Origin of the sequence: Liquorilactobacillus uvarum DSM 19971 (genome assembly GCF_001434935.1) — a bacterium.
In the GTDB taxonomy this organism is placed as follows: domain Bacteria; phylum Bacillota; class Bacilli; order Lactobacillales; family Lactobacillaceae; genus Liquorilactobacillus; species Liquorilactobacillus uvarum.
On the sequence record NZ_AZEG01000009.1, the window covers coordinates 81,839 to 96,515 of the forward strand.

General features: G+C 37.8%; 11 protein-coding genes. All 11 read left to right on the forward strand.

Annotation, left to right across the window (positions count from 1 at the left end; genetic code table 11):
• Nucleotides 1–7 precede the first annotated feature (7 nt).
• The 11 genes from mfd (at nucleotide 8) to lysS (ending at nucleotide 14,312) form a co-directional block, all read left to right on the forward strand.
• Nucleotides 8–3,553, forward strand: coding sequence for a transcription-repair coupling factor (gene mfd / locus FD20_RS06195; protein WP_057736785.1), 3,546 nt, complete (start codon nucleotides 8–10; stop codon nucleotides 3,551–3,553).
• Between the two features lies 1 nt (nucleotide 3,554).
• Nucleotides 3,555–5,123: a putative polysaccharide biosynthesis protein gene (locus tag FD20_RS06200; protein ID WP_083489060.1), complete on the forward strand. Its 1,569-nt coding sequence runs from the start codon at nucleotides 3,555–3,557 to the stop codon at nucleotides 5,121–5,123.
• 11 nt (nucleotides 5,124–5,134) lie between these two features.
• Nucleotides 5,135–5,404, forward strand: a complete 270-nt coding sequence (locus FD20_RS06205) for an RNA-binding S4 domain-containing protein (RefSeq protein WP_057736787.1) — start codon at nucleotides 5,135–5,137, stop codon at nucleotides 5,402–5,404.
• Nucleotides 5,405–5,489: 85 nt separating this feature from the next.
• Entirely contained in the window at nucleotides 5,490–5,891 is a 402-nt protein-coding gene (locus tag FD20_RS06210; protein WP_057736789.1) for an FtsB family cell division protein, read from the forward strand.
• A 91-nt stretch (nucleotides 5,892–5,982) separates the two neighbouring features.
• Complete coding sequence (locus tag FD20_RS06215; RefSeq protein WP_057736791.1) at nucleotides 5,983–6,483, forward strand: S1 domain-containing RNA-binding protein; 501 nt, start codon at nucleotides 5,983–5,985, stop codon at nucleotides 6,481–6,483.
• A gap of 30 nt (nucleotides 6,484–6,513) precedes the next feature.
• A complete protein-coding gene (gene tilS, locus FD20_RS06220; RefSeq protein ID WP_235807722.1) occupies nucleotides 6,514–7,923 on the forward strand; it encodes a tRNA lysidine(34) synthetase TilS in 1,410 nt (469 codons plus the stop codon).
• An 11-nt stretch (nucleotides 7,924–7,934) separates the two neighbouring features.
• Nucleotides 7,935–8,477: a hypoxanthine phosphoribosyltransferase gene (gene hpt, locus FD20_RS06225; protein WP_057736795.1), complete on the forward strand. Its 543-nt coding sequence runs from the start codon at nucleotides 7,935–7,937 to the stop codon at nucleotides 8,475–8,477.
• Between the two features lie 94 nt (nucleotides 8,478–8,571).
• Entirely contained in the window at nucleotides 8,572–10,638 is a 2,067-nt protein-coding gene (gene ftsH / locus FD20_RS06230; RefSeq protein WP_057736797.1) for an ATP-dependent zinc metalloprotease FtsH, read from the forward strand.
• A 139-nt stretch (nucleotides 10,639–10,777) separates the two neighbouring features.
• The gene (hslO, locus tag FD20_RS06235) at nucleotides 10,778–11,662 is read left to right on the forward strand and encodes an Hsp33 family molecular chaperone HslO (protein ID WP_057736799.1); all 885 of its coding nucleotides are present in this window, start codon (nucleotides 10,778–10,780) and stop codon (nucleotides 11,660–11,662) included.
• Between the two features lie 70 nt (nucleotides 11,663–11,732).
• On the forward strand, nucleotides 11,733–12,752 hold the full coding sequence (dusB, locus tag FD20_RS06240) for a tRNA dihydrouridine synthase DusB (protein ID WP_057736801.1): 1,020 nt from the start codon (nucleotides 11,733–11,735) through the stop codon (nucleotides 12,750–12,752).
• Nucleotides 12,753–12,815: 63 nt separating this feature from the next.
• Nucleotides 12,816–14,312 (forward strand): lysine--tRNA ligase, encoded by a 1,497-nt coding sequence (gene lysS, locus FD20_RS06245; protein ID WP_057736803.1) that lies wholly within the window; start codon nucleotides 12,816–12,818, stop codon nucleotides 14,310–14,312.
• Nucleotides 14,313–14,677: the final 365 nt, after the last annotated feature.

The following is a 14,677-nucleotide window of genomic DNA, read 5'->3' on the forward strand; positions in this document are numbered from 1 at the left end:
ACAAAAAATGAAATTGGAAGATTTGATGTTAAGCATTCCAGCAGTAGAAGAGTGGATTGCAGACATCGACCCGGCTAAAGGTGCCCGTCATTTGGTGACGGGCTTGTTGTCTTCTTCAAAGACAGTCTTTCTGGCAGGATTGTTTGAAAAAAAACAAAAAACAATGTTGATTGTAACAGATACACTGCATCACGCTGAACAACTTGAAACTGATTTGAGCGAGCTAATTGGTGCACAGCAGATTTTTCTGTTTCCAGTTGAGGAGGCTGCTGCTGCGCAAACAGCTGTCAGTTCACCGGAATTTAAAAGCTCAAGGGTTCAAGCTTTAAATGCGCTATGTAATGGTGAAAATCCGCAAATAATTGTGACATCTTCTGCAGGATTAAGACGAATTTTACCTCCGGCGGAAGTCTGGGCCAGCTCTCAAATGATTTTTGAATCAGGTGATAAAGTTGAATTAGAGAGTCTGCCAGAAAAATTGTCGGTGATGGGATATCAGCGGCAAAAATTAGTCGATAAGCCAGGAGACTTTGCTATTCGCGGATCGATTATTGATATTTTTCCTCTGAATTGTTCTAATCCAGTTAGAATTGATCTCTTTGATGATGAGGTTGATTCAATTAGAGAATTTAATATTGCGGACCAACGTAGTATTCGAAATATTTCACAAGTCCTTATTTTACCGGCAAAAGATTTGGTTATGTCGAGTAAAATGGCTGCAGATGCGTTGAATAGGATTACAAAGGTATATAAAAAAGAATTGCATAGGCTTCAGGATGCTGCACAACAAAAGCTACTGACAGAACATTATGAGCAAGTGGCTGCTGATTTGAAAGCCAATCAAGTTACACCTGCTGAATTAGTGCATAGTGATCTGTTATTCACTCGAAAAAATACATTGCTTGATTATTTAAGTGAGGATGGTCTACTAGTTGTCGATGACTATCAGCATTTACTTGAAACACAAAAAAATTTAGAAGATGAAGAGGATAATTGGACAATTGAACTGCTGAAAAAAAGAACAGCTTTTTCAAAAGAAAAATGGACACTTGATCTTCATCCACTCATTAGAGATGACAAGCATAACAGTATTTTTATGACACTTTTTCAAAAAGGAATGGGTGGCCTTAGATTCAAGCAAAAGCTTGATCTGACAGTTCGAGCGACACAGCAGTTCTTTGGACAAATGCCGCTCCTAAAAGCAGAAATGGCTCGCTGGTCCCAGAAAAAACAGACTGTTGTAATTGCTATCTCTGAAAAGGAGCGCCTTTCTAAGGTACTGAAAACACTAAATGATTTCAAAATTTCTGCTATTATGACCGCATCAAATGCACTTCAGGCTTCAGAAGTCCAAATTGTCCAAGGAGATTTGGCAGGTGGCTTTGAAATACCAGAAGGACATTTGGTTGTACTTACGGAACACGAATTGTTTAAAAAAATAGTTAAACGGCATGTTAGACATCAGACAATGGACAATACTGAGCGGTTAAAGAGCTATACCGAACTTAAAAAGGGCGATTATGTTGTGCATATAAATCATGGTATCGGTCGCTTTATGGGAATGAAAACGATGCTGGTATCTGGAAAGCATCAAGATTATTTAACGATTAAATATCGTGATGATGCTAAACTCTTTATTCCAGTTTCTCAAATTGATCGTATTCAGAAGTATGTTTCCTCAGAGTCAAAAACACCCCATATCAACAAGTTAGGCGGAAGTGAATGGGGGAAGACTAAAAAAAGTGTTGCTTCTAAAATTGAAGATATTGCTGATGATCTAGTTGAATTATATGCGCAACGCAAAGAAATGAACGGGTATGCTTTTTCAAAAGATAATGATTACCAGTCGGAATTTGAAGATGCATTTCCATATGCAGAGACACCTGATCAATTACGCAGTTCAGCTGAAATAAAACATGATATGGAACAAAAGCAACCCATGGATCGTTTATTAATCGGAGATGTTGGTTATGGAAAAACAGAAGTAGCTTTACGTGCAGCTTTCAAGGCGGTACAAGATGGAAAACAAGTAGCCTTTTTAGCCCCAACAACTGTTCTTGCGCAACAACATTATGATACAATGTTGAGCCGCTTCGAAGGCTTTCCTGTAAATGTAGGAATTTTGTCGCGTTTTAGATCAAAAGAGCAAATCAAAGATACATTAAATGATCTTAAAACCGGAGTTGCAGATATCGTCGTAGGGACTCATCGCCTTTTGTCTCAAGATGTTAAATTTGCTGATTTGGGTCTATTGATAATTGATGAAGAACAGCGCTTTGGCGTTAAACACAAGGAGCGACTGAAAAAATTGAAGGCGCTGGTAGATGTTTTAACATTAACAGCGACACCGATTCCACGAACTCTGAATATGTCGATGTTAGGAGTACGGGATCTATCTGTGATTGAAACGGCTCCGATGAATAGATACCCGATCCAAACGTATGTTATAGAACAGAATTACGGTGTGATAGTTGATGCTGTCGAGCGAGAGATGAAGCGTGGAGGACAAGTATTTTATTTGCATAATCGTGTTGCTGATATTGAAAAAACCGTTAGTGAATTAAAGGCAATGATGCCCGATGCACGGATTGGTTACATTCATGGGCAGATGACGGAAGTTCAGCTTGAGAGAGTTTTGTTTGATTTCATTGCTAGGGAGTACGACGTTTTAGTCACAACGACTATCATTGAAACAGGCGTAGATATCCCTAATGTTAATACCCTTATCGTTGAAGATGCGGATCATATGGGGCTGGCTCAGTTGTATCAATTAAGAGGACGAGTAGGTCGAAGTAATCGTGTGGCATATGCCTACTTCATGTACCAGCAAAACAAAGTTTTAACAGAAATCAGTGAAAAAAGACTTGAAGCTATTAAGGATTTTACAGAATTAGGATCAGGATTCAAAATAGCAATGCGTGATCTGTCTATCAGAGGAGCGGGAAATCTGCTTGGAAAGCAACAGCATGGATTTATTGATTCTGTTGGTTACGATTTATATACACAGATGCTGAAAGACGCGGTTTCTAAAAAACAAGGCAAAACGGGAAAGCCAAGAGAAGACTGTGAAATCAATTTTGAGTTAGAAGCATATCTTCCTGATAGTTACATTGACGATCAGCGTCAAAAAATTGAGATGTACAAACGAATCAGAAATTTTGCCAGTCTGGAACAATATCAAGAAGTTCAGACAGATTTAATTGATCGATTCGGGGATTATCCAAAAGAAGTGTCCAACTTGCTACAAGTTGGATTATTGAAAATGAATGCTGATCAGTCATTGATTCAAACGATTACGCAAAATAAAAATAAAGTGATTATGACTTTTTCTAAGATTGCAGTGCGTTATATTAATGCCAAAAACTTGCTGCAGGCTATTTCAAAAACGCGTCTGCAAGCAACAATCAGTGCTGAATCCGGTGAGATGCAAGTGGTGTTTGTAATCCAGCCAACAGATAATATGACAAACGTATTAGATTCGCTTCAAAAAATAGTTCAACTATTAGCACAAACCGTTTCTTCGAAAACTGAAAAAGCAATGAAGGTAAAGTAAAATGATGAACAAGCAAGTCAATAAGATGATGAAAGGAACAGCTGTTTTGACAGTTGCTTCCTTGATTGCTAAAATATTGAGCGCATTTTATCGAATACCCTTTGAAAATTTAGTGGGGAATACAGGGTTCTATATTTATCAGCAAATTTATCCGATATATGGGATAGGAATGACATTTGCACTCACTGGTTTTCCGATGTACATCTCAAAAATTATAGCTCAAGAAGAAAAAAAACAAGCAAAAGATGAAATTGCCAGAGAAGTTTTTTTCTTCCTGTTACTGTTAGGAGTATCTGTTTTTTTGTTCCTGCAAATCGGCGCTTCGTGGATTGGTCGTGCTATGGGAGATGCAAAATTATCAGTTTTGATTAAAAGTGTAGCGTGGATGTATTTATTAATGCCTATTCTGGCAGTAGGCAGAGGCTATTACCAGGGGATTTTCAATATGGTGCCTACTGCACTGTCACAATTGCTGGAGCAAGTTGTCAGAGTGACTGTGATTATTGCTGCTGCAGCTATAGCTGTAAGTATGAATTGGTCACTTTATCGTATGGGATCATGGGCGATGCTGGGATCAACTTTCGGTGCAATTGCGGCGACCCTTTTTTTCTGCGGGTTTTATTTTAGACTGTTATCTGGGAGAAAAAATTTTTCATTGAATATGCTTAAGAAAATGGGCAAACAATTGTTTTCAAAGGGCTTGACGATTTGTTTATTTACAGCAATGATGGTCCTCTTACAATTAGTAGATTCATTTACTGTCAAAGAAGCATTGCAGAATTCAGGTTACCAATCAGCAAAAGCAAAAGAATTGAAAGGAATTTATGATCGTGCGCAGCCTTTAATTCAGATGGGGTTGGTTATCTCAGTAAGCTTTTCGACGGCGCTTCTGCCGCTACTTACAGAAAAATTCGTGCAAAATAAATTGCATCAATTTAAACTAATAGCTAGAATGATAATTAGGGTATGCCTTGGCATCTCAAGTGCAGCGAGCGTAGGATTGATGATTCTTATGCCTGAAATAAATATTTCTTTATTTGGAGACGATCTGGGTAGTGTGTCACTGGCTATCTCAATGTTGACGATTATATTTGCAACGCTGTTGACGATGTATAATGCATTTTTGCAGAGTTTAGATCAATATTGGCAGACTTTTTTGACATTGGTAGTCATTCTTTCAGTCAAAATTTTGTGTAATTCTTTCTTTGTACAGCATCTAGGAATCGAGGGTGCTAGTATAGCAACTGTGCTGAGTTTAGTGGTCGGCTGTTTCATGATTAAAACAACATTACCTCAGATGGGAAAACATTTACTGGGGACAGATCGTTTTTTGCTTAAATTAATAACTTGTATTTTTATAATGACTTTAATTACTTTGGGCTGTACTTTATTTCTGGAAGAGCATATTTATTCAGGACGGTTGGGAAGTATTTTAGAAACATGTATTGGTGTTGTTGCTGGTTGTGTTTCATTTGTTGTTTCAGCTAGTACGTTAAACCTTTTTACTCTGCAAGAATGGTCAAGCATTCCTGGTGGCAGAAGGGTTTTTAAATTATTTAATAGAAAATGAGGTAAAAGGGAATGCGCATAGACAAATTTTTAAAAATTTCTCGAATTGTGAAACGAAGAACAGTTGCTAAACAAATAACCGATAAGGGACGTATTAAAATAAATGATAAGATCGCTAAGTCATCTTCCAACGTTGCTCAAGGAGATGTAGTAACGATTGGTTTTGGAAACAAAACATTAAAAATCAAAGTGAACTCAATTAAGGAAAATGCAAAAAAAGATGAAGCAGATCAAATGTACGATATTCTTGCAGAAAATTATAAAGAAAACTTTAATAATTAAAAAATGAGTAAATTGTTAGACGTGGTTTCTAAACATCTGCTATAATCGGCCCGTAATGTAGAAATATGATTGGAGGGGGAGAACAGTGGCTGGTGAGCATAAGATAAAAATTCTTAATAACGACTTTTTTAAATTACGTAAGCAGCAGGCGAAGCTTCAAGGACGTAAGCTGCGGGTGAGACGTGTCCGAAAAAGACGGATTGCAGCCATTGTTTTGGTCACCGTAGTCATAACTGTTATTCTTGGATATCAGATAATTAATACTAGATTGATGGCGAATTCTTTGAGTAATCAAACGCAAACGGCTAAGGAAAAGCTAAACAATGTCAATAAAGAACAAAGTGATTTAAAGAACAAAGTCAAGCGTTTGAATGAGGAAGATTATCTTGAAAAAATGATTAGAGAGAAGTATTACTATTCGAAGAAGGGGGAGACGATTTATAGTTTTCCTAACGATAAATCAAATGGAAGTGTTGATAAAAAGTAGAAACTTCAATAAGAAGTTAACATATCTGTTGCATACCCCCTCTCTCATGGTATACTGAGGTGTATACAAAATAAGGAGGAGCAACTTTTTTATGTCGATTGAAGTAGGTGCTAAAGTCACTGGTAAGGTTTCTGGAATTACAAGTTTTGGTGCGTTCGTTGATTTGGGTGAGCGAAAGAATGGGTTAGTGCATATAAGTGAAATATCTGACAGTTATGTTAAGGATATTCACGATGTGCTAAGTGTTGGTGATGAAGTAACAGTTAAGGTGTTATCTATCGCTGATGATGGCAAGATCAGTCTTTCAATTCGCAAAGCAACAAATTCTACGCAGAGTAGCACGCGTGATTTTGGCAAGAACGAACATGATCATCAAGATGGCGGTAAGCAGCGCTCCCATTATAGCGGAACAGGTGTAAAAACTCACAATCATAGTAATCAACGCAGTCAAACATATAAGAAATCCGAACCAAAGCCAAAAGATTTTGACTCCTTATTGGCAGGTTTCCTCAAGGATAGTGAAGCACGCTTGACCTCGTTAAAGCGTAATACTGAAGGTAAACGTGGCGGTCGTGGCGGTCGTCGCAGCTAAAAAGATTAAGAACGATCGATTGTTGCCTCTTTGAATACAAGAGGAGACAATCGTTTTTTTAATGGAATAGGCGGAACGAAGATGGACATGGGACAAGAGTTTAACAAAAGCTTTGCGCAGTTGGGATTGGGAAATAAAGTTCTGGTAGCTGTTTCGACGGGAGTGGATTCGATGACGCTTGTTGACTTGCTATTAAATATGCCTGCGGAAATTAAGCCGCAAATTTTTATCGCATATGTTGATCATCAGTTGAGAAAACAAAGCATTGCTGAAACTGAGTTTATTCAAAACTTCTGCCAAGAAAATGCTTTGCCACTCTTTTTAAAGAAATGGTGCAGCAAAGATCATCCGAGCAATGGGATTGAGGCGGCAGCAAGGATCTTCAGATATACTTTTTTCAAGGAGATAATGAAAAAAGAGAATATTACAGACGTATTGACCGCACATCATGCTGATGATCAGGCTGAGACATTTCTAATGAAATTAGTTCGCGGTGGTGAACTAAAACAATTAACAGGAATCGAGGCACAGCGGTGTTTTGAAGATGTCGGTCGAATTTCGCGGCCTTTGCTTGGATTTTCAAAAGGAAGAATCCGTGATTATGCAACTAAACATAAGTTGCATTATTTTGAAGATCATACGAATCAAAACGATGATGTTTTTCGAAATAGGTTGCGACATCAGATAATTCCTAAATTAAAAAAGGAAAATAATAAATTTCTGCAGCATATTGCTGGATATGAAGGGCAAATTAAGCAATTATTGTCTGTTGTTGATGGAATTGGTCGAGAAAAGATGTCATCAATCAAAGGGGAAGCAAACAGTTACTCTGTCTCGAAATGGAATGCGCTTAGTCAGGATTGGCAGGAGATAGTTTTAAAAATGATCATTCAGTCAATCCAAAAAGCCTACTCAGTGCAGCAGCTAGCTCAGATTGATGCTTTGTTAAAAAATAAGAATAAACCTCAAGGTTATGTTGAACTTGGGGAGGGAATTGTTTTTGTTAAACTTTACGATAAGTTTTTTTTGAAGCAAGGAGAGAGCACCCAGACCATTAGTCAAGGTGTAAGAAAGTTAAAACTGGATGAATGGGTTGAGCTTTCTGATGGTTCAAAAATAGGCGTTTTTCTTCACAATAAACCAGCAACAGAGTCGGAAGATGAATTCTTTTTCTTTTCTGATGCGACGTATTTGCCTTTGCTACTAAGACATCGACGGCCTGGTGATGTTCTTCAGACAGCTATTGGACACCAAAAAGTAAAAAAAATTATGATTGACAAAAAAATGGCTAATGAAAAGCGGAAAAGTACTTGGCTTTTGACGACTAATTCAGATAGAGTTATTTGGTTGCCAGGTATAAAGAAATCTAATTTGTCAGAGTGCCAATCAAATGATAAAATTCAATACATGATAATTTTTAGGCGAAGAAGACAGGGATGAGGTTAAAGGTAATGAATAATGATATTAAAGAGGTCCTTTACAGCAAGGAAGATATTAAAGATATTGCCCAAAAAATTGGATCTCAATTGACCAAGGATTATGCAGGAAAAAATCCCTTAGTGATTTGTGTATTGAAGGGAGCCTTCTTGTTTATGGCCGATATTGTCCGTGAAATTAAAACATATGCAGAAATCGATTTTATGGATGTTTCAAGTTATGGTGATGGAACAGAGTCTACGGGCGAAATTAAAATTATCAAAGATTTAGATGTCCCAGTTGAAGGAAGAAATATCTTGATCATTGAGGATATTATCGATACAGGCAGGACATTGAGTTGCCTCGTAGATCTTTTCCAGCATAGGAAAGTTGCTTCTGTTAAAATATGTACATTGTTGAATAAACCAGAACGTCGTATTAAGGGGATCGAACCTGATTATGTTGGTTTTAAGGTCCCAAATGAGTTCGTTGTCGGCTATGGTTTGGATTATAAGGGCTTTTACCGTAACTTACCTTATGTGGGTGTTTTAAAACCTGAAGTTTATGAGAATAATTAATAGTCAATAAAGGTCAAGTATGATATGATTTATTCGATAATACGAACTAAACAATATTAATTAAGCTATGCATATGTAGTCAAGGAGGAAACGTATGAACAATAAAAAGAATGGGCTCTTTAAAAATAGTCTGTTTTATATTGTGATTTTCCTTGGGATAATGGGAATGTTGTATTACTTCTTTGGTGGTAAAACAAATTCGCAGTCTCAACAAATCCAATCTAGCCAATTTGTTACAGAATTAAAGAAAAATAATGTCAAAGATTTTACAATGCAGCCTTCAGGCAGTACCTATAAAATAGCAGGTACATATAAGGAAGCTCGAAAGGTCAAAGAATCCACCGGATTAGGCGGTTTGACTAGTGGCAGCAATAAGGTGACATCTTTTTCAACTAATGTGTTGACCAATGATGTTGCAGTCAAACAGATTCAAGATTATTCGCAGAAAAATAATGTTAAGGTAGGGACAAAAGAAGAAGAGTCAAGTAGCTTATGGCTTCAATTACTCATATATCTTCTACCTGTAATTTTCTTCATTTTCTTTTTCTACATGATGATGGGACAAGCCGGCCAGGGCGGTGGAAATGGCCGTGTTATGAATTTTGGCAAATCCAAGGCAAAGCCTGTCGATAAGAAAGCAAATAAAGTGCGTTTTTCTGATGTTGCTGGAGCAGAGGAAGAGAAACAGGAGTTAGTTGAAGTTGTTGAATTTTTGCGTGATCCGCATAAATTCCTTTCATTAGGTGCCAGAATACCTTCAGGAGTTCTCCTTGAAGGACCGCCAGGAACAGGTAAAACATTGCTTGCTAAAGCTGTTGCTGGTGAGGCAGGAGTTCCATTCTTCTCAATTTCTGGTTCTGATTTTGTTGAAATGTTTGTTGGTGTTGGTGCTAGCCGTGTACGTGATTTATTTGAAAATGCAAAAAAGAATGCACCATCAATTATATTTATTGATGAAATTGATGCTGTCGGTCGCCAACGTGGTGCCGGTATGGGTGGCGGACATGACGAACGTGAACAGACCTTGAACCAATTACTGGTTGAAATGGATGGTTTTGCAGGCGATGAGGGAGTTATTGTCATGGCCGCGACAAATAGATCTGATGTTCTTGATCCTGCTTTACTTCGTCCAGGACGATTCGATCGTAAGATTCTTGTTGGACGTCCAGACGTTAAGGGACGAGAAGCTATCTTAAAGGTCCATGCTAAAAACAAACCACTGGCAAATGATGTTGATTTGAAAATGGTGGCTAAACAAACACCTGGTTTTGTTGGTGCCGATTTAGAGAATTTACTGAATGAAGCTGCTTTGCTGGCTGCTCGGCGTAACAAGAAGCAAATTGATGCATCTGATATTGATGAAGCTGAAGATCGTGTTATTGCAGGACCTGCGAAAAGAGATCGTGTTATCAGTAAAAAAGAACGTCATACAGTTGCCTTTCATGAGGCAGGGCATACTATTGTAGGTCTAGTGCTGAATGATGCACGTGTCGTTCATAAGGTAACAATTGTACCACGTGGCCGTGCTGGAGGTTACGCAATCATGCTTCCTAGAGAAGATCAGATGTTGTTGTCTAGACATGATCTAAAAGAACAGATTGCAGGTCTAATGGGTGGTCGTGCTGCTGAAGAAATTGTATATGGTGAGCAGTCTTCAGGAGCTTCAAATGATTTCCAACAGGCTACTCAATTAGCTCGAGCAATGGTTACAGAATATGGGATGAGCACTAAATTAGGACCCGTACAATATGAAGGACAAAGTAATATGTTTGCTGGTGGTGGTATGGCTGGTCAACCAAATTATTCCGGTCAGACCGCAAATATGATCGATGAAGAAGTTAAAAATTTAGCCGTTGAGGGTATGGAGCAAGCTAAAAAGATTATTGAAGAACATCGTGAACAACATCGAATTATTGCTGAGGCTTTACTTGAATATGAGACCTTGGATGAGAAACAAATCTTAAGCCTTTTTGAAACAGGTAAGATGCCTGCTAAAAAGGGTGAGGAATTTCCTAGCGAAAAAGCTGCAACTTTTGAAGAGTCAAAAGAAGCTCTTGAACGTAAGGAAGCTGCAAAACAAAAAGATGTAAAGAACTCGTCTGAATCTGATGAAAAGAAAAATTCAGACACAGTTACATTTTATCCTAAAGATAAAGAGTAAAGTTAAGCAATTGAATGGCAAATATTTGGGAACGAAATAAAATAAGCGAGCGGAATGAAACGGTTGTAAAATTGTTTTGTCCCGCTCCTTGTTTATTAGAAAAAACAAAATATGTGAGAGAGTTATATTTGGAGGAAAAATGAAAGACTATCTTGTAAAGAGCCTAGCTTATGAGGATCAGCTCAGAATTTATGCGGTTGATGTATCACAGACGGTCCAAGAGGCTCAAAAAATTCACAACACTTGGAGTGCAGCCACTGCAGCTTTAGGACGCACAATAGCAGCTACGTCGATGTTAAGTGCAGCTTCATTAAAGGGCAAGGAAAGAATGACAGTTAGAATTATGGGAGACGGGCCGGCCGGCGCTATTGTAGTGGATGGTAATGCACTAGGACAGATAAAGGGGTATCTGCAAAATCCGCAGGTTCATTTCCCTTTAAAAAACAAAAATAAAATTGACGTTAAAGATGCAGTTGGTTCTAAAGGCTTTTTGTCAGTAACAAAAGACTTAGGATTAAAAACGCCATTTACTGGGCAAGTACCACTTGTCTCAGGTGAATTAGGTGAGGATTTTACTTATTATCTGGCAAAATCCGAACAAATTCCTTCTGCAGTTGGATTGTCAGTTGTTATGGATGACAACAATTCTGTAAAAGCGGCTGGAGGTTTTATGATCCAAGTTCTTCCTAAAGCATCAAATGATGTGATTAAACTACTCGAAAAAAAATTAAGTACATTGCCATCGCTTGCTGAGTTGATGTCTCAAAACATGTCTCCTGAAGAGATTATTTTTAAATTTTGTGGCAAAGAAAATGTTAAACTTTTAGATAAGGTACCTGTTTCGTATAGTTGTGACTGCTCAAAAGAACGTTTTGCGCAGTCTCTCTCAAGTATTGCGCCTAGAGATTTGGAAACTATGATTAAGGAAGATCATGGAGCAGAAGCAGTTTGTCATTTTTGTGGGAAAAAATATTATTTTAGTGAAGATGAATTGAAAACCTTGCATTTAAAACAAATTAACTAATTGTTTAGTTTTTTAACTTATACTGTTATTGCAAGATTAAGTTTTGGCGAATAAAAAATGAGGTGTAGAAATGGAATGGAAAATCGGTGATATCACAATTCCAAATCAAGTTGTGGTTGCTCCAATGGCTGGGGTAACGAATGTTGCTTTTCGTATGATCTGCAAAGAATTTGGTGCTGGACTTGTTGTGTGTGAAATGATTTCGGATCGGGGTATTCAATTCAGAAACAAGAAGACATTAGGCATGTTGAAATTTGATCCAAGTGAGCATCCAGTGAGTGTTCAAATTTTTGGTGGAAATAAAGAAACTTTAGTTGAAGCTGCACGTTTTATTGAGGAAACAACTGATGTTGATATTATTGATATCAACATGGGATGCCCAGTGCCTAAAGTTACAAAAGGGGAAGCTGGGGCTCGATGGTTACTTGATCCGAACAAGGTGTATGAAATGGTACACGCAGTAGTTGCCGCATGCAATAAGCCAGTTACAGTCAAGATGAGAACCGGTTGGGATGAAGACCATATTTATGCAGTTGAGAATGCTTTGGCTGCAGAAGAGGCTGGTGCTGCTGCATTAGCTATGCACGGAAGAACACGAAAACAATTATACACAGGGCATGCTGACTGGGGAATTTTGAAAGATGTTGCCGACCATTTGACTAAAATTCCTTTTATTGGAAATGGTGATGTCAGAACACCAGAGGATGCAAAGAAAATGCTGGAAGATGTTGGCGCTGATGCGGTTATGATCGGACGCGCAGCATTAGGAAATCCATGGATTGTAAAGCAAACTGCAGAGTATTTAGCTGGTGAAGAAGTTGTACCAGAACCGACTCCTGAACAAAAAATACGTGTTGCTAAAGAGCACTTGCATCGTTTAGTATTGCTAAAGGGTGAAATTGTTGGGCCAAAAGAATTTAGAAGTCAAGCTGCATATTATCTGAAAGGGATTCCACGATCTGCGCGTGCCAAAGCAGCATTAAATTCAGCTAATACAGAAAATGAGATGAACTCTATTTTTGACATTTTTTTAGCTGATTTGCTTGAACGTGCAGAGAGAAGGCATGAGCGAAACGTGCAGGTAAAATAGATTTGCTTTTTATGTGTTAAATTGGCAATATAGTAAGAGAAAAGATTTTTTGGAGGGATTAGTTTGGCAAAGGAACAAAATTTGAATGATCAGCTGCGTGTGCGTCGGGAAAAAATGCAAGAATTAAGGGAAAATGGGATAGATCCGTTCGGGCATCGCTTTGAACGAACAGCTTTGTCTCAGGAGTTGCATGAAAAGTATGGAAATGAGTCAAAAGAAGAACTTGAGAATAAAGAGATCAAAGAAACGATTGCGGGAAGAATGGTTGCAAAAAGAGGCAAAGGAAAAGTGGGTTTTGCTGACATTCAGGACCGGGATGGAAGAATTCAAGTATATGTGAGAAAAGATGTTATTGGAGAAGAAAAGTATCATATTTTCAAGCGTTCCGATATTGGAGATCATCTCGGATTTACAGGAGATGTTATTAAAACCGATATGGGTGAGCTGACAATCAGAGTAACAGACATCACTTTTCTTTCCAAAGCTTTGCGTCCATTGCCAGATAAATTTCATGGCCTTCAAAATGTTGAACAAATTTATCGTCAGCGCTATCTGGATTTAATCTCAAATCGTGATAGTTTTGATCGTTTCCTTAAACGGAGCCAAATCATAACCGCGATCAGAAAGTATTTGGATGGACAACGCTTTACAGAGGTTGAAACACCTGTACTGCATAATCAAGCAGGTGGCGCTTCCGCACGACCTTTTAAAACTCACCACAATGCGCTTGATATTTCACTGTATCTTCGAATTGCCTTGGAATTACACCTTAAAAGGTTGATTGTTGGTGGAATGGAACGTGTCTATGAGATTGGAAGGGTCTTTCGAAATGAGGGAATTGATACAAAACATAATCCTGAATTTACGATGCTTGAGTCATATGCAGCGTACTTTGATTTCAAAGATGTTATGGACGAAACTGAGGGGATTTTCAAAGCGGCTGCGTCGGTTGTCACGAATGACGGTCTTGTTACATATCAAGGAAATGAGGTTGATTTTAACAAACCATTTCAGCGTGTTCATATGGTGGATGCGATTAAGAATGAAACTGGTGTTGATTTCTGGAAACCAATGTCTGTTGATGAAGCAAGAAAAATCGCAAATGAATATAATGTTCACTATGAAGACTATTGGGAAGTCGGACATATCATTAATGAATTCTTTGATAAGTTTTGTGAGGACAAAATTGTGAACCCAACCTTTATTTATGGTCATCCGGTTGAAGTATCACCACTAGCAAAGAAAAATGCTGATGATCCACGCTTTACAGACCGTTTTGAGATGTTTATTTTGGGAAATGAATTTGCCAATGCTTTCACAGAATTAAATGATCCAATTGATCAAAAAGAGCGTTTTGAGGCTCAAGTTAAGGAACGTGAAGCTGGAAATGATGAAGCTGAAGGCATTGATGAAGATTATGTCGAGGCTTTGGAATACGGTATGCCTCCAACAGGTGGTTTGGGTGTTGGTATTGATCGCTTAGTAATGTTAATGACAGACGCACCTTCAATTCGTGATGTGCTTTTATTTCCAACTCTGCGTCCTGAAGAACATAAATAAAGATTTTAAAAATAGTGCAAGTGTATTGATAGAGCAGCGTAGGCTGCTCTATTTTTTCTAGTGAATATTAGTAATAGGGTTAAAAAGTATTTAAAAGCAAGCCAAAATAGTTAGTCCTATTTTGAAATGGATAATAATTGCGATGATAGCTTTTTTGTTTTACACAGCCAAAAAATCCAAATTTGCAGTTGCTATTTTTGTAATACATGGTATACTATAAAAGTTGGCTGTTAAGTTATGTGAAGCGATGTAAAAAAACACTTGCTTTTGTAAAGAATAGCTGATATAATATTAATTGCTTTGAATTTTGTAGATCTTTGAAAACTGAACAAAGTTTCGACGAATCAAATGTGTAGGGTCTCCTA